This is a genomic window from Pseudomonas sp. S3_B08 (genome assembly GCF_054667725.1).
This window is the reverse complement of sequence record NZ_CP162750.1, coordinates 1,929,487-1,945,896: the sequence shown is the minus strand read 5'-3', so window position 1 is coordinate 1,945,896 and position 16,410 is coordinate 1,929,487. Positions and strand designations below refer to the sequence as shown.

At 62.9% G+C, this 16,410-nt stretch carries 10 protein-coding genes and 1 pseudogene; 1 reads left to right on the top strand and 10 read right to left on the bottom strand.

Annotation, left to right across the window (positions count from 1 at the left end; translation table 11 throughout):
- Positions 1-115 precede the first annotated feature (115 nt).
- The 6 genes from AB4N73_RS08965 to AB4N73_RS08940 form a co-directional block, all read right to left on the bottom strand.
- Positions 116-1,819: an amidase gene (locus AB4N73_RS08965; RefSeq protein ID WP_460143288.1), complete on the bottom strand. Its 1,704-nt coding sequence runs from the start codon at positions 1,817-1,819 to the stop codon at positions 116-118.
- Between the two features lie 165 nt (positions 1,820-1,984).
- The gene (proP, locus tag AB4N73_RS08960) at positions 1,985-3,490 is read right to left on the bottom strand and encodes a glycine betaine/L-proline transporter ProP (protein WP_041480305.1); all 1,506 of its coding nucleotides are present in this window, start codon (positions 3,488-3,490) and stop codon (positions 1,985-1,987) included.
- 382 nt (positions 3,491-3,872) lie between these two features.
- Positions 3,873-5,171, bottom strand: coding sequence for a carbohydrate porin (locus AB4N73_RS08955; RefSeq protein WP_375123746.1), 1,299 nt, complete (start codon positions 5,169-5,171; stop codon positions 3,873-3,875).
- A gap of 97 nt (positions 5,172-5,268) precedes the next feature.
- A complete protein-coding gene (locus AB4N73_RS08950) occupies positions 5,269-7,674 on the bottom strand; it encodes a glucose/quinate/shikimate family membrane-bound PQQ-dependent dehydrogenase (protein WP_431078001.1) in 2,406 nt (801 codons plus the stop codon).
- 467 nt (positions 7,675-8,141) lie between these two features.
- Positions 8,142-9,158, bottom strand: coding sequence for an NADP-dependent oxidoreductase (locus tag AB4N73_RS08945; RefSeq protein ID WP_460061443.1), 1,017 nt, complete (start codon positions 9,156-9,158; stop codon positions 8,142-8,144).
- A gap of 55 nt (positions 9,159-9,213) precedes the next feature.
- Positions 9,214-10,002, bottom strand: a complete 789-nt coding sequence (locus tag AB4N73_RS08940) for an SDR family NAD(P)-dependent oxidoreductase (RefSeq protein WP_460143287.1) — start codon at positions 10,000-10,002, stop codon at positions 9,214-9,216.
- A 138-nt stretch (positions 10,003-10,140) separates the two neighbouring features.
- Here AB4N73_RS08940 and AB4N73_RS08935 point away from each other — a divergent pair, with 138 nt between their 5' ends.
- Entirely contained in the window at positions 10,141-10,728 is a 588-nt protein-coding gene (locus tag AB4N73_RS08935; RefSeq protein ID WP_095180066.1) for a TetR/AcrR family transcriptional regulator, read from the top strand.
- 180 nt (positions 10,729-10,908) lie between these two features.
- Here AB4N73_RS08935 and AB4N73_RS08930 read toward each other — a convergent pair whose 3' ends face one another.
- The 4 genes and pseudogenes from AB4N73_RS08930 to AB4N73_RS08915 all read right to left on the bottom strand — a co-directional run bounded on the left by AB4N73_RS08930 (position 10,909) and on the right by AB4N73_RS08915 (position 16,162).
- Positions 10,909-12,021 (bottom strand): alkene reductase, encoded by a 1,113-nt coding sequence (locus AB4N73_RS08930; RefSeq protein WP_431077998.1) that lies wholly within the window; start codon positions 12,019-12,021, stop codon positions 10,909-10,911.
- A gap of 172 nt (positions 12,022-12,193) precedes the next feature.
- Positions 12,194-14,428, bottom strand: coding sequence for a xanthine dehydrogenase family protein molybdopterin-binding subunit (locus AB4N73_RS08925; protein ID WP_460143286.1), 2,235 nt, complete (start codon positions 14,426-14,428; stop codon positions 12,194-12,196).
- Positions 14,425-14,897 (bottom strand): annotated as a pseudogene (locus AB4N73_RS08920) ((2Fe-2S)-binding protein). The gene AB4N73_RS08925 and the pseudogene AB4N73_RS08920 overlap by 4 nt, the downstream one beginning before the upstream one ends.
- Positions 14,894-16,162: a c-type cytochrome gene (locus AB4N73_RS08915; RefSeq protein ID WP_460143285.1), complete on the bottom strand. Its 1,269-nt coding sequence runs from the start codon at positions 16,160-16,162 to the stop codon at positions 14,894-14,896. Before AB4N73_RS08915 ends, AB4N73_RS08920 begins: the two are co-directional and overlap by 4 nt.
- Between the last annotated feature and the right edge of the window lie 248 nt (positions 16,163-16,410).

The window sequence follows — 16,410 nt, the reverse complement described above, 5'->3', positions numbered from 1 at the left end:
TTTCACCACAAAACCTGTGGGAGTCGGGGGTAGTCAATTAGAACTGTGGCGGCCGTCAGGCCGCCATCGCTGGCAAGCCAGCTCCCACAGGGTTTGTGGGAGCTGACACAGTGCATTAAGCCAGCGGCGGTGTACGCGGTGGGATCTGGCGTTTGCTGCCGGTGGATTCGAAAGCGGCGGCGAAGCGCAGCAGGTTCGAGTCGTCGTAGGCGCGGCCGGCGAAGGTCAGGCCGACGGGCATGCCGATGTCGGCCATCACGCCCATGGGCACGGTGACGGTCGGAACGCCGAGGTGGCGGATCGCGAGGTTGCCGTTGGCCACCCAGACGCCGTTGCTCCAAGCGATGTCGGCCGAAGCAGGATTGACATCCGCGTCGGCCGGGCCGACGTCAGCGACAGTCGGGAACAGCACGGCGTCGAGGCCGAGGCGGTCCATCCAGTCCTCGAGGTCGATGCGTCGGGTCTGCTCCAGACCGCGCAGGCCATCAGGCACGGTAGGGATTTCATTCCACGGCGTGATGCCGCGTTCGGCCATGCGCACGTATTCGTCCATGCCTGCGGCCAGATCACCTTCGCGGTTGGGCAGGGTGCCGGGGTCGTGCGGGAAGATCTTCGGCCCGTCGACATCTACCAGACGATTAAGCTTCGGGTCGCCGTTGGCTTGCAGGAAGTCGTCGAACGCCCACGCGGTCAGATCCCACAATTCATGATGGAGAAACTCTTTCGACACCAGCCCACGGGTGAACACGGTTGGTGCGCCGGGGCGGTCACCTTCGCAGTTGGAGACCAGCGGGAAGTCGGTTTCGACGACTTCGGCGCCAGCGGCCTCGAGGGCTTGGCGCGCCTGCTTCCACAAATCAATCACGGACGCGCGGGTGTTGATGCGCTGGCCGGTCGGGCCGCCGATGCCGGGGGCTTCGCTGGTGCCGGCGTCGGGGTCGGCGTTGATGTACATGCGCGGGATGGCGAAGCGTTTGCCAGCCAGGGCTTTGGCATCGGCGGCCAGTTCACTGTACGCAGCCGGGCGCACTTCGCTGACGCGCGGGATCGGCACCCACGGTTGCAAGCGCCAGAGGTCGCCACGGGTGTCCGGGTCTTCGGCGACGACCACGTCGAGCACTTCGAGCAGGTCGGCCATGGTCCGCGCGAACGGCACGACGACGTCCATGGTCGGGGTCAACGGCCAGTTGCCGCGCACCGAAATCACCCCGCGCGACGGGGTGTAGGCGCACAGGCCGTTGTTCGACGCAGGGCCGCGTCCGCTCGACCAGGTTTCCTCAGCCAGGCCGAACGCAGCGAAACTCGCAGCGGTAGCGGTGCCGGCACCGTTGGACGAGCCGGAGGCGAACGGTGCAGTGAGGTAAGCGGCGTTGTACGGGCTTTCGGCGCGGCCATAGACGCCGCGTTGCATGCCGCCATTGGCCATTGGCGGCATGTTGGTCTTGCCCAGACAGATCGCCCCGGCAGCGCGCAGGCGCTCGATGGTGAAGGCGTCGCGATGGGCGACCAGATCGGCAAATGCCGGACTGCCGGAAGCGGCGGTCAGGCCCTTGACCAGATAACTGTCTTTGGCGGTGTAGGGGATGCCATCGAGCGGGCCGAGGGTTTCACCGTTGGCGCGGCGGGCGTCGGAGGCGCGGGCTTCGTTCAGCGCTTCAGGGTTGCGCACGACGACGGCGTTGAGTGCCGTCGAAGTGTCGGCGCCATCGTAGGCATCAATGCGCGCCAGATAGGCCTGCACCAGCTCCACGGCAGTGGTCTGGCCGGATTCGAGGGCGGCGCGCAGTTGGGCAATGGAGACTTCGGTGACTTCGATCATGGGGTCACCTGTTGAGCGTGGTTGTTTGGGGCAGGAGTATTCATAGCGGTTCTCGTTGCACGGCTTTAAGCGACAAGGTCAAGACTGGCGCCTATTTAACACCAAGCCGCGCTTCGAGTAATCGGCGGGGTGACGGCCCCGCCGATTTTTTCTGCGTCCAGCGGATCATTCATTGATGCGCGGATGCTGCTGGACCAGCACTTTGCGCTTGGCCTCCAGCTCGGCGATCTCAGCATCAATGTCTTCGATTTTTTGCTCGATGTTGTCGTGGTGTTCCTGCAACAGTTCCTTGGCCTCCTCGAGATCGGAAGCCGCCGGGGCCGCGCCGCGCAGAGGTTTGTTGGCGGTTTCCTTCATGGTCACACCAGTGACCAGCCCAACCACGGCGATGACCATCAGGTAATACGCAGGCATGTACAGATCGTTGGTGCTTTCCACCAGCCAGGCCACGGCAGTCGGGGTCAAACCGGCGATCAGCACCGAGACGTTGAAGGCACTGGCCAGCGCGCTGTAGCGGATGTGCGTGGGGAACATCGCCGGCAGGGTCGAGGCCATCACGCCGATGAAGAAGTTGAGCAGCACCGCGAGGATCAGCAGGCCGGAGAAGATCAAGGCGATGCTGCCGCTGTTGATCAGCATGAACGCCGGAATGGCGAAGATGAACAGGCCAATGCTGCCGACGACGATGAAAGGCTTGCGGCCGATCTTGTCGCTGATGAAACCGATCAGCGGCTGCACGAAGAGCATGCCGACCATGATCGCGATGATGATCAGTACACCGTGGTTTTCGCTGTAGTGCAGGTTGTGCGTCAGGTAACTCGGCATGTAGGTGAGCAGCATGTAATAGGTGACGTTGGTCGCCGCCACCACACCGATGCAGGTCATCAGGCTGCGCCAGTGTTTGGTCGCGACTTCCTTGAACGACACTTTCGGGCCACCGGCTAGGCCTTCGCGGTCGCCTTGTTCGAGTTTTTCCACGTGTTGCTGGAACGCCGGGGTTTCTTCCAGGGCGTGGCGCAGATACAGGCCGATCATGCCCAGCGGCAGGGCGAGGAAGAACGGAATCCGCCAGCCCCATTCTTCGAAGCGCTGTTCACCGAGGATGGTCGAAATCAGCACCACCACGCCGGCGCCGAAAACGAAACCGGCGATCGAGCCGAAGTCCAGCCAGCTGCCGAGGAAGCCGCGTTTGCGGTCCGGCGCGTATTCAGCAACGAAGATCGAGGCGCCGGTGTATTCGCCACCGACCGAGAAACCCTGCGCCATTTTCGCCAGCAACAGCAGGATCGGCGCCCAGATGCCGATCGAGGCATAGGACGGAATCAGGCCGATGGCGAAGGTGCTCAGGGACATGATGACGATGGTCGCGGCGAGGACTTTCTGTCGTCCGTATTTGTCGCCGAGCGCACCGAAGAACAAACCGCCAAGCGGACGGATGAGGAAGGGCACGGAGAAGGTCGCCAGCGCGGCGATCATTTGCACGCCGGGATCGGCGCCGGGGAAGAAGACCTTGCCGAGCACATAGGCGACAAAGCCGTAGACGCCAAAGTCGAACCACTCCATGGCGTTGCCCAGTGCGGCGGCGGTAATCGCCTTGCGCATCTTGGCGTCGTCGACAATGGTGATGTCTTTCAAACCGATCGGTTTGACGGTGTTCTTGCGTGATTTCATTGCGCTGTTCCCGCTCGCTGATCCAGATTACCGCTGCGATGCCATCTCCATGATGGCGCCGGCTCTTCTGGCTCAGATACATGCGGACACGAAATAATTCACCGATGGGCTGGAATTAATTTCGACAGGTGGGGCTGGTGGTCGGTGCTCTGAAGGGCTTGGTTGGAGCATTCAAGATAGCGGTTGTCTGAACCAATGCCATCGCGAGCAGGCTCACTCCTACAGTTTCGCGCGGCGAATCACAATTCCCTGATCCAACACAAATCCCCTGTGGGAGCGAGCCTGCTCGCGAAGGCGGCGACACATTCAACATCGCAGTCGCCTGACCCGGCGCTTTCGCGAGCAGGCTCGCTCCCACAGTGGTTTTGTGTTTCGCAGGGACTTATAGCGCAGCCTTCACCTGCAAACCCACCACCAACGCATTGTCGATGTCCTGCCCGGAAAACGCGCCCGGTTCGATGATGTATTGCAGGTTCGGGCGCAGCGTCAGCCATGGGGTGGCCTGGTAGCCGTAGCCCAACTCGATCAACTGCTCGGCGCTATCGAGGTTCGGAAACGCAGCACCATTGGCCAGCGCGGCATCCTGTTGCAAATCGCGGCTGCGCGGGTTCGGCACGGCGCGGCCATAGCCCAGGGCCACGGTGTCTCGCGGGCGGCCTTCGAACGGTTTGTACAAAACCACGCCGGTGCCGTACCACTTGCTGAACGGCGAGGCCGCTTCGCTGGCCGCCGAGTATTGACCGAAGGCATGCAGGCTGCGGCCCTCGGAAGTCGACGAGCGCCAAACCGCCTGATCGATCAGCAGATAATGCCCACCGCGACCGGAGACTTCATCGTCGCTGCCAATGCGTTTGACGTCAGAGCTGTCGTAGTAATAGCCGAGCTTGTATTCACCCGGCAGCTCGCCGGCGTGCTTGTACACCAACTCGATCGGCACGACGGTGCCGGTGGTGTGCTTCGGCCCCAGATGCCAGGCGCGGCTGGAATTGCCGTTGCTCTCGGGGTCGACGTTGAACGCCGCCACACGCAGTTGCCAGGACGGCGACAGGTCGTATTTGACCCGCACGCCCAGACGCGCGTTGGGGTAGTTGGTCCAGCCGCTGCCGCCGGACATGTTCAGCGGGTGACCGCAGAAACCGGCGTTCATGAAGTTGCACAGAATGCCGCTGTCGAGACCGCCGAGGTCGTTGCCCATGGCCATGTAACCGAGCTTCACATTCAGCGCCGGGGTGAACAGGCTGCGCTCGTAACTCAGTTCAGTCAGGCGCGTGTACAGGCCGCCGTAGTTCTCCTGAATCGGCAGCCGGTTGCCGACCAGATCTTCCGACGCGCTGTTGCCGCGCCGGTCGTTGATGGTCAGTTGCACTTTGCCGGCGTTATCGACGCCGTAGAGTTTGCTCAGATCAAACTGCACGCCGAGTTTGATGTTCTGCGAGTAGCGCGCCGAACGGTGCAGGCCGCCGTCGGCGTTGTAAGCGGTTTCGCCGCTGTAATCGCCAGTGAACTTGATGCCGTCTTCATCGAGTTGATGACGCAAGCCGCCCCAGTCACCGGTCAGGGTGCTGCGGGTCAGCAGACCGGAATCGCTGGCGGCCAGCGCGGGTAGGGCAGTAGCGCAGCTCAGGCCCAGCAACAGGCCAGTGGAAAGCTTGGTACGAGAAAAGCGAACAGCCGATGACATGTGAATCCTTCCTGCTGAAATCTTTAACGCAATAAAACGGCGACGCGGTGCTTTGGGGCACCGCGCGCTTGGAGGAGGTTGGTTGTGCGGCAATGAGTTACGGCAGGGCGTAGGCCATCACGTAATCGCCACGATCGGTCGACTGGCGTGCGCCGCCAGCGGTGACGACGATGTACTGCTTGCCGGTCTTCGGCGAAACGTACGTCATCGGGCCGCCCTGGCTGCCGACTGGCAGACGGGCTTTCCAGACTTCTTCGCCGTTGCCGCTGTTGAAGGCGCGCAGGTAGAAGTCCTGGGTGCCGGCAATGAAGATCAGGCCGCCCTGGGTCGACAGGGTGCCGCCGAGGGTTGGCAGACCGATCTTGATCGGCAAGTGCATGCGAATGCCCAGGGGACCGGTGTCTTCAACGGTGCCGACCGGAACCTGCCATGCGACTTTCTGGGTCTTCATGTCGATCGCGGTCAAGGTGCCGAACGGCGGCGCCTGGCACGGAATGCCGGCCACCGACAGGAAGCGGTTCTTGTTCACCGCGTACGGCGTGCCTTTGAGCGGAACAGCGCCCATGCCGGTGTTCAGCGCTTCGCCACCGCCAGCGGCCTGGCCTTTGTTCTGCGACGGGATCATCTGGATCCACAGACCCAGGCGCATGTCGTTGACGAAGATGAAACCGTGCACCGGGTCAGTGGAGATGCTGCCCCAGTTCATGCCACCCAGCGAACCCGGGAAGCTCAGCGATTTGTCGGTACCCGGCGCGGTGTACAGACCGTCGTAGCGCATGCTCTTGAAGTCGATACGGCAGAGCAACTGGTCGTACGGCGTGGCGCCCCACATGTCCGATTCGGTCAGGTGCTGCGCGCCGATCTGCGGCATGCCCACGGATTTCGGCTGGGTCGGCGAGTACGGCTCGTTAGGGATGTTCGCGGCTTTCACCGGTACTTCCTTGACCTCGGTCAGCGGCTTGCCAGTGGCGCGGTCGAGCACATAGATCTGCCCGGCCTTGGTGCCGATGACCAGCGCCGGAACGCTTTGGCCGTCCTTGTCGAAATCGATCAGGCTCGGCTGCATCGGCAGGTCGAAGTCCCACAGATCGTTGTGCACGGTCTGGAACACCCAGCGTTCTTCACCGGTGCTGGCGTCCAGCGCGAGGATCGAGGCGCCGTACTTGTGGTCCAGTTCGCTGCGCTCGACGCCATAGATGTCGGTGGACGAGCTGCCCATCGGCAGGAATACGGTGTTGGTCGCCGCGTCGTAGGACATCGGCGCCCAGCTGTTCGGCGTGCTGCGCACATAGGTGCTGCCGTCGGCCGGTGCGTTGCGGTCCTGCGGGTTGCCCGGGTCGAACGCCCAGCGCATGGCGCCGGTGATCACGTCAAAACCGCGAATCACACCGCCCGGCATGTCGCTCTGCACGTTGTCGGCAACACGACCGCCAACCACTACGGTGGTGCCAGCCATCAATGGCGCGGACGACAACTGATAGTAGCTGTCCGGAACATCACCCAGACCGGCCTTCAGATCGACTTGGCCGTTGTTGCCGAAACCCTGGCAGAACTCGCCAGTGTCAGCGTCGACCGCGATCAGGCGAGCATCGATGGTATTGGTCAGCAGACGACGCTGGCAGTTGGCAGCCGGCGCCGGTTTGGCTTCGATGATCGAAGAGTTGCTCGGCTGAGCGATGGTCGCGGTGGCGTCGAAATAGGCCATGCCACGGCAGCGCTGCCAGACTTTCGATTGCGCGTTGATCGCGTTCTTCCAAAGCTCTTTACCGGTGTCGGCATCGAGGGCGATCAGGTTGTTGTGCGGGGTGCAGATGAATACTTTGTTGCCGACCTGCAGCGGGGTGAGCTGGTCTTCGGCGCCGTTGCCATCGCTCTCGGCGACGTCCCCGGTATGGTAGGTCCACGCGACTTTCAACTTGTCGACGTTGTTGCGGTTGATCTGGTCGAGCGCGGCGAAGCGGCTGCCACCTTCGGTGTTGCCGTAGTGCGCCCAGTCTTTCTGCGCCTTGGCCGGCTCGACCGGAGTCAGGCCCGGGCCAGTGCCAGTGGCGGCAACGGTTGGGTGAGCGACAAACATGTTGCCGGCGGCAACCGCGACACCGACCGCGAGCACAGCGGCCACGGCATACGCACCACGACCGGCCACGCGGCCATTGGCGCGCGCCAGCAGCGGGTAGACCAGCGCGACGACCATACCGATGGCGCTGAACATGAACAGCCGCGAGAACACCGGCCAGAACACCAGCCCGGCGTCAGCCACGGCCCAGATCGCGGTGGCCACGAGAAACGCGGCGAACAGCCAGGCGCCTGCAGTTTTCTTCAGTGCGATCAGCACACCGGAAACGGTCATCGCCAGACCGCCGACCAGGAAGTACCAGGAACCGCCCAGGCTGACCAGCTTCACACCGCCGGCCGCGAGCGCCAGACCGAGCAGGGCGATGATCACGCCAAGGCCGACCAGGATGAACGTTGAAACGCCTGAGACGCGTTGACTGTGGTTCACATTGAAAGTCCCGTTTGAATGAAGCGCGGGATTATAGCGGTAACTAACCATTCAGTTAACCGCAGTTTTGCCATGAAAACGTGCACTTCTGTGAATCAAGCGTGGTGCAGGATTAGCAAAACGCAAGTTGAGAGGGGTTTCTCGAGGTTTCAGCAGGAGGGGCGGATTGAGCGTGGTATTGCAATGCACATGCTTGGACACCGCGCTGGATTCACCCCTCATCGGAACGCCGCCCGCCCAGCCCTCTCCCCGAGGAGAGGGAGCTGATTTGTGGGCTTTTTGAGACCTGTGTTCGCCTCGGTATCTCAGGTCGGTGTAACTCGCGCATTCAACTCGGTCAGTCCTCTCTCCCTCTGGGAGAGGGAGCCGATTCGTGGGCTTTTTGAGACCTGTGTTCGCCTCGGTATCTCAGGTCGGTGTAACTCGCGCATTCAACTCGGTCAGTTCCCTCTCCCTCTGGGAGAGGGCTAGGGTGAGGGGCTTTTGAGGTTGGCCGCGATGGCAACCTTGCCCTTTGCCCGGCCTTTTTCTACGTAGTGCAAGGCGTCAGCTATCTGATCGAACGGAAAAGTACGATCGATCACCGGTTTGATCACCCCGGCCTCAATCAACGCAGTGATTTTCTGCAACTGGATGCCGTCGGCACGCATGAACAGAAACGAATAACCCACCCCGTGTTTGCGTGCTTTACGGCGAATACCACTGCTGAGCAGGCGCATCAGCACCCCGAGCAGCCACGACAAACCTTGCTCCTGAGCGAACTGCGCAGTCGGCGGCCCTGACAGGGAAATCAGTTGCCCGCCCGGTTTCAACACCCTCAACGATTTTTCCAGCACATCGCCGCCGAGGCTGTTGAGCACCACGTCGTAGTCGCGCAGCTCAATGGCGAAATCCTGCTGTTTGTAATCAATCACCACATCGGCGCCCAGCGCTTTGACCCACGCAACATTCGCCGTGCTGGTCGTAGTCGCAACAAAAGCGCCGAGGTGTTTGGCCAGTTGGATGGCAACCGTGCCAACGCCACCGGAGCCGGCGTGAATCAGTACCTTCTGGCCTTTTTGCACGTTGGCGACTTCGACCAGTGCCTGCCACGCCGTCAACGCCACCAGCGGCATGCAAGCCGCCTCGGTCATGGCGAGATTGGCGGGTTTTAACGCGACCGCTGTTTCATCGACAGCGATGCGTTCGGCAAACGTGCCAATCCTGTTATCAGGCGCACGCGCATAAACCTCATCGCCCGGCTTGAAACGCTTGACCGCCGCACCGGTGCTGAGCACCACACCGGCGACATCGTTGCCCAATATCAAAGGCATTTGATAGGGCAGGATCATCTTGAATTCGCCGCTGCGAATCTTCAGATCCAGCGGGTTGACGCTACTCGCGCGCACTTGGATCAGCACGTCGTGAGCGCCAACCAGCGGTTCGGGCAGGTCGCCAATCCGGCCGTTCTGCTTGCCGTAGCGCTCGATGAAAAATGCCTTCATTGCGGATGCTCTTGTCGGTAGAAACCCGCCGGCATAGCGGCGGGTTTGAATGAGGTCAGGCCTGAGTCAGATAACGTTGCGCAACAGCCGACTGGCGGATCTGCCCCAACAGGCCCTGCCGCGCGGTTTGCAGGGCATCCCAGCGCTCGCCCTCGTGCAGCGGCGGGATGGTCACGACTTCGCGACGGTCGAAGCCGACCAGCGCTGCATCGACCATGTCGCCGACTTCCATGATGTCGGTGAGGGTGTTGATGTCGATACCGGCGCGGTCCCAGATTTCCGTGCGGGTGGCGGCGGGCAGGACCGCTTGCACATACACGCCTTGTGGCGACAGTTCCAGGCTCAGGCCTTGAGAGAGGAACAGCACGAACGCCTTGGTCGCGCCATACACCGACATGCCGAACTCCGGCGCCAGGCCCACCACCGAGCCGATGTTGATGATCGCGCCGTCGCCGGCCTTGGCCAAGCGCGGGGCGATGGCGCTAGCCAGCCGCACCAACGCGGTGGTGTTAAGCGCGACCAGTTGCGCCACGCTGTCGGTGCTCTGCTCGATGAAGGTGCCGGACTGCGCTGCGCCGGCATTGTTGACGAGAATGCCGATGCGCGCGTCGTCACGCAGACGCGCCTCGACGGTTTGCAGGTCGCTCAGTTGCGTCAGGTCGGCCTGTAGCACTTCGACATTGACGTTGTGCTCAGCGCGCAAACCGGCAGCAAGGGTGTCCAGGCGCGACTGGTCACGGGCGACCAGCAGCAGATCGTGCCCGCGCTGGGCGAAACGTGCGGCGTAGACGGCGCCTATGCCGGTGGAGGCGCCAGTGATCAGAACAGTAGGGCGAGTAGTCATGGTGTTGGCTCTTTTTCAGGTGAAGACTGATTGCGGGCTTTTAGGATGATGATCCAAATCTAAACTGTCAACGGTTTTGATTATGGCTAACATCTATGTATCATCGAGCCATGATTTTTCAGCGCTGGAGGATTCAACATGCGCGTATCCAAAGCTCAGGCTCAGGCCAATCGCGAGCACATTGTCGAAACGGCATCAGTGATGTTCCGCGAACGCGGTTATGACGGGGTCGGCGTGGCTGACCTGATGGCGGCCGCCGGTTTTACTCACGGCGGTTTCTACAAACACTTCGGCTCCAAGGCCGACCTGATGGCCGAAGCCTCGGCCAATAGCCTGGCGCAGTCCACGGCCGCCGCCGAAAGCATGAGCGTGCAGGATTTCATCGACGTGTACGTGTCGCGCGACCATCGCGACGGCCGTTCCACCGGTTGCACTATGGCGGCGCTGTGCGGCGATGCGGCGCGACAGTCCGGGGACGTAAAAGCGGCGTTCGCTGAAGGCATCGAGCGCACGTTACGGACGCTCGGCGAGAAATACCCGACGGCAGCGGATGCACCGCAAGGTGAGGGCCGAACCCGGATGATCGATCTGCTGGCCCGCGCGGTCGGGGCGATCATGCTGTCGCGGGCCTGTCCGGATGACTCGGCGCTGGCCGATGAGATTCTGGCGGTGTGTCACGCTTCGATGACGGCATCGTTGCCAGTCATCGAGGCGCCCTCACCCTAACCCTCTCCCAGAGGGGACTGACCGAGTTGTTTGGGCGATTTACGCCAGGCGCTGATATCGGGTCGAACTCCGGCTCTGAATGCTCCATAGATCAGCTCCCTCTCCCTGGGGAGAGGGCTGGGGTGAGGGGTGAATCCGGCGCGATACCAAAGCCGAACGCCAGCACTTCGCCTCAGAAACTCAAGCGTGAAACGGATAATCGACATAACCACGCTGGTCGCCGCCGAAGAAACTGCTCGGATCCGGCGTGTTCAGCTCAAGGCCATCGTGCAGCCGACGCGGCAGATCCGGGTTGGCCAGGAATGGCCGGCCAAAGGCAATGATGTCGGCGCGATCGGCGTTCAACGCCTGTTCGGCAGATTCAGCGTCATAACCGCCGGCGAGGATCAGCACGCCGTTCCAGGTCTGGCGCAACTGGGCGATGATCGCGTCCCAGCGCGGATCAAAGTTTTCGTCCTTGACCGTGCCGACCATGGCCGGCTCGACCAGGTGCAGGTAGGCCAGATTCCACTGGTTGAGCGCTTCGACCAGATAACCGAAGGTCGCTTCGGGCGTGTCATCGCCCATGCCCATGAAGCGACCCATCGGCGTCAGTCGTACGCCGACGCGCTCGGCACCGACTTCATCAGCCACGGCGGCGACCACTTCGAGCAGGAAGCGCGCGCGGTTTTCTACGCTGCCGCCATAGGCGTCGTCGCGCTGGTTGCTGTTGCTGTTGAGGAACTGGTCGAGCAGATAACCGTTGCCGGCATGGATTTCCACGCCGTCCATGCCAGCGTTCAACGCGTTACGCGCAGCGCGGCGATAGTCTTCGACGATGTCGGCAATTTCCGCTGTTTCGAGGGCGCGCGGTACCGGCACATCACCCCACACGCCGTTGCCTTGTTCATCGACGATAAAGGTCTTGCCCGGCACTGGCAGGGCGCTTGGCGCCACCGGCAAGCCGGCGTCCGGCTGAAAGCTGGGGTGCGAGACCCGGCCGACGTGCCACAGCTGCATGAAGATCAGACCGTTCGCTGCGTGCACCGCCGTGCTGACTTCGCGCCACGCCTGGACTTGCGCATCGGTGTAGATCCCCGGCGTCCACGCATAACCTTGGCCTTGCTGAGAAATCTGCGTGGCCTCGGTAATGATCAGCGCAGCACTGGCGCGTTGGCGGTAGTACTCGGCGTTCATCGTGGTCGGAACGTCGCCCGGCTGGCCAGCGCGCGAGCGCGTCAGGGGCGCCATCGCTACGCGGTGGGCAAGGGTGTAAGGGCCAAGGGCGATCGGTTGGAACAGGCGACGGGTCATGGGTAGCTCCGGATGTCGATGAGTAAGGTTCAAGCGCGGCAGCCAGCTGCCGCGTGCTGTGCAGGTAACTTAACCGGGGGTGGCGGGGCTGATAATCCGTGGCCGGCGCTACGCAGTTTTGCGCGCAACGCAACGGCAACCCGCGCCCATCCATGACGGGCGCGGGCGTGGTTCAGGCGGGTTGGGTCGAGCGAGTCAGCGGCAGATTCAGCCAGCGCCGGCCGGTGGCATTGCTGACCGCGTTGCCGAGGGCAGCAGCCATTGGCCCTTGGACGATTTCGGCAGCGCCGAGGAAGGGTTCGCCCGGTTGATCAAGCAAATGCACATCGACTTTTTTCGGCAATTGGGTGAAACGCAGAATCGGATAACTGCTCCAGTCGTAGCTGCGAATGCCGCCCGCGTCGTAGGCGACTTGTTCGTAGAGCGTCCAGCTGGCCGACTGGACAATGCCGCCCTCGACCTGATTGCGCAGGCCATCGGGGCTGACGATCTGGCCGACGTCGACCGCCGTCACCACATGGTCAACGCGGATTTCACCGGTCTGCGGATGCACCCGCAATTTCACCGCGAGGGCGCAGTAACCCATGATGTTCTTGTAGCGAGCGAAGGCAAAACCGATCCCAGCACTGGGCTCGTTGCTCTTGTGTGGCCAGCCGATTTCATCACGCACGCGCTCGATCACGGCACGGGCACGCGGGTCGCGCAGATGCGCCAGACGCAACGCCACCGGATCAAGGCCAGCCTTGATCGCCAACTCATCGATACCCGCCTCAATGGCGAAGATGTTGATGTGCGCACCCAGCGAGCGCATGGCCGAAGTGCGGAACGGCATGGTGGTGACGAAATTCATGTTGATCCGCGTCGCGCCCAGTTCATACAGCGGCACCGCGTTGCGATCACCGTCACCTTCGGGCTGAGCGATTGGCACCGACGGCGCCGAGGCGAAGGGTCTGGCCAATAGACGTGCCGGCAGCAAACGCCCGGCATTGACGATGCGTTCGTTGTGCGGCGTGGTCCACAGCTCGTAGTTCCAGTCCTGCAAACGGCCCTGACTGAGGCCGGCATCGACTTCGGTGACCATCGCCGAACTGTACGGCTCCCAGAGATTTTCCTGCTCGCGCATCCATTGCACGCGCACCGGCGTGCCCGGCAGGCGCATCGCGATCAGCGCAGCATCGGCGGCGGCATCATCGGCGCCGTTGTGGCCGTAGCAACCCGAGCCTTCGGTATGAATGCAGCGCACACGGTCCGGCGGCAGCCGCAGCATTTCGGCGATACCGGCGCGCAGTGGATAGACGCCCTGGGTGTGGGTCCACACCGTGAGCACGCCATCGTTAAACCAGGCCACCGCACAGGACGGGCCGATAGAGCCGTGCATCAAATACTGCTTGGTGACCCGCGCCTTGAAGCGCGTTTCGGTCGCGCCGCCGGGATTGTCGGTGTTGCTGATCGGATAGCGCTTGGAGGGCAATTGCTTGAGCAAATCGTGAATCCCGGCGGCTTCGGGAATCGCCTCGCCACCACTCCACTTGGCACTTTCCATGCCGGCGCGCATGGCCTTGATCGCTTGCCACTCATCACCGGCGACCACGGCCAGATAGTTGCCGTCGCGAATCACTTTGACCACGCCGTTCAACGCCTCGATGGACGCGGCATCGAACGCCTGAAGCGTGCAGCCGGGACGCGGCGGGCGAATCACCCGCGCATGCAGCATGCCCGGCAGGCGCATGTCTTGCACGAACGCCGCGCCGCCGCTGACCTTGGCCGGAATGTCCAGACGCGGCAGGTTGTGCCCGATCAGCTTGAAGTCGGCCGCCGCCATCGTCGGTGATTGCACCTTGGCGTATTGGTGCACATCGACATGCTGGACTGCTTCGGCATAAGCCATGCGCTGACCATTCGGTCCTTCGATGATGCCGTCGCGGGTGCTCAGTTGCGCAGCATCAACTTGCCAACTGCGCGCAGCGGCATCGACGAGCATTTCCCGCACCTGCGCGGCAGCGTTGTACAGCGCGGTGCCGCTGTCGAAAACACTGTGGCTGCCGGCGGTGTAGCCTTCGTTGGGCGTCAGCGCGGTGTCGGCGGTGAGCAAGTTGATCGCGCTGGCCGGCACCTGCAAACGCTCGGCAGCGATTTGCAGCAACGCGGTTTTCACTCCAGTGCCCAGTTCGACCTTGCCGGTGTACACGGTGATGCCGTCGGCACCGATGCGAATCCACGCGTCCAGGTAAGGGTTGGTGCGCAGGCTGCCGGGCAGATCGGGGGCCAGCACTACGGTGCCGAGGGTGTCGACTTCGGTGTCGGCCAAGGCCCGCCGCGCCATTGGCATCAGGGTAAAAGCCATGAGCAACGCGCCGCCGCGCAGGAAGGCCCGGCGGCTGGGGTTCAAGCCGTTTGTTTCGCTCATGTCCGGCTCCCGTTGTGCCCGGCCACCTGCTTGATCGCCTCGATGATGCGCAAGTGCGTGCCGCAACGGCACAGATTGCCGGCCATGTGCTCGCGGATGGTTTGTTCGTCCGGGTGCGGATCACGTTCGAGCAACGCCTGCGCGCGCATCAGCATGCCGGCGATGCAGTAACCGCATTGCGCCGCTTGCTTGTCGATGAATGCCGCTTGCAACGGGCCGGGTTTTTCTGCGCTGCCGAGGCTCTCCACGGTGCGGATCTTTTCCCTTCAAGGCCTGCGCAGGGCGTGAGGCAGGCGAACACCGGCTGGTCGTCGACGATCACCGTGCACGCGCCGCACTGGCCCAGGCCACAGCCGTACTTGGCGCCGTTGAGGTTCAAGTGGTTGCGCAGCGCATACAGCAGCGGCATGTCCGCTTCCAGCTCCAGCGCTTGGGTGGCTCCATTGACGGTGAGAGTGATCTGGCTCATTTCGTCTCCTGACGTAACGCTTCAATAGTGGAAGAAAGGTCAGTCCATGGCTGCTCGGGTCTGGCTTGCTCGCGCAGATACGCGGCGAGGGCGCCGAGCTGGGCGTTGTCGAGGCTCGCGGCGAACGGCGGCATCACCGGGCCGGGGGCGCCGGGAATGGCGGGCACGCCTTCGAGTACGGTCTTGAGAAAGTTGCGCGAGCTGGCCGCTTGCAGCGCCGAAGTGCTTTGCAGGCCTGGGCGGCCGTCGATTTCACGCATCGGCGCGGCGGGTGCGTGACATCCGGCGCAGGCGCTGCTGAAGAGCAGGGCGCCGCTGCTGTGATCCGCTGGACTGCTCGGCGGCTTTTGCGCAGTGATTTCGCTCAACGCGTGCGGGCTTTTCAGGCTCAGCAGGTAGTCGGCAATCGCTTCGGCTTCACTGGCCGGCAAGCGCGCCAGACTCAGGCTGACCGGGCGCATCGGGCCGGCCGGTGTGCCGTGGCCATCGACGACATCGGCGCGCAGATAGCCGACCAATTGCTCGCGATTCCACGGATTGGCGCGTTGGCCGAGGCCGACCAGTGCTGGCGCTTCCCAGCCATCGACGCTGCCGCCCTTCAAATACTCCGAGGATTTCTCCGCGCCGATCAGGTTCAGCGGCGAATGGCAGCCGGCGCAGTGGCCCGGGCCGTCGACCAGATAGCGTCCGCGATTCCATGCCGCGCTGTGTTCGGCCTGCGGCGTGAGCGGCTCGCCATGCAGAAACAGCAGATTCCAGAACGACACCAGCGGGCGGATGTTCATCGGGAAATTCATCTGGTTCTGCATGGCGGGCGCATGTACGGCGGGGCCGCTCATCAAGTAGGCATAGGCGTCGGCGATGTCTTCGGAGCTCATGCGCCGGTAGTGCACGTAAGGAAACGCCGGGTAGAGAAAGTGGCCGTCGCGGGCAATGCCTTCGCGCATCGCCCGCTCGAAGGCCGGCAGTGACCATTCGCCGATGCCGGTCTGCGCATCCGGGGTGATGTTGGTGCTGTATAGCGTGCCGAACGGCGTCACCAGCGGCAGCCCGCCGGCCAGGTATTCGCCGCCGGGGCGGGTATGGCACACCGCGCAGTCGCCGGCCTCGACCACCCGTGCGCCGCGTTGCAATTGCGCAGTATCGAATGACGTCGGCCGTTTGATTGGCGCGATCGCCGGGCGCCACATCAGCGCGACGGCGACGATCAGGCCGAGTACCGCGAGCACGGCGACGCTGATCCACAGGGTTCTGGATTTGAGCAAATGGCTGTTCATGGTCGGCAGAAAAACGCGGCGGACAGTGGCAGGACGAGTGCAGTGCGGGTCATGGAAACGCTCCTTGTAGCAGCCGGGGGAAGGGCGCCGATGCGGACGTCTGCGCCAGGGCCAAAGCGTAGAGAAGACCCTTGCAGCGGAGAATCACTGGCCCGCGCAACAGCGCGTTGCGCCACAAGCAACGTTGCGCGCCGCGCATCAGTGCGTTGCCAGTGGCACGGATTCTCGCCCCCGCC

Bases quoted from the DNA above. Each gene is read 5' to 3' on its own strand.
- AB4N73_RS08935 (WP_095180066.1), top strand. From the start codon at position 10,141: ATGCGCGTATCCAAAGCTCAGGCTCAGGCCAATCGCGAGCACATTGTC.
- AB4N73_RS08925 (WP_460143286.1), bottom strand. From the start codon at position 14,428: ATGAGCGAAACAAACGGCTTGAACCCCAGCCGCCGGGCCTTCCTGCGC.
- AB4N73_RS08945 (WP_460061443.1), bottom strand. From the start codon at position 9,158: ATGAAGGCATTTTTCATCGAGCGCTACGGCAAGCAGAACGGCCGGATT.
- AB4N73_RS08965 (WP_460143288.1), bottom strand. From the start codon at position 1,819: ATGATCGAAGTCACCGAAGTCTCCATTGCCCAACTGCGCGCCGCCCTC.
- AB4N73_RS08955 (WP_375123746.1), bottom strand. From the start codon at position 5,171: ATGTCATCGGCTGTTCGCTTTTCTCGTACCAAGCTTTCCACTGGCCTG.
- AB4N73_RS08930 (WP_431077998.1), bottom strand. From the start codon at position 12,021: ATGACCCGTCGCCTGTTCCAACCGATCGCCCTTGGCCCTTACACCCTT.
- proP (WP_041480305.1), bottom strand. From the start codon at position 3,490: ATGAAATCACGCAAGAACACCGTCAAACCGATCGGTTTGAAAGACATC.
- AB4N73_RS08940 (WP_460143287.1), bottom strand. From the start codon at position 10,002: ATGACTACTCGCCCTACTGTTCTGATCACTGGCGCCTCCACCGGCATA.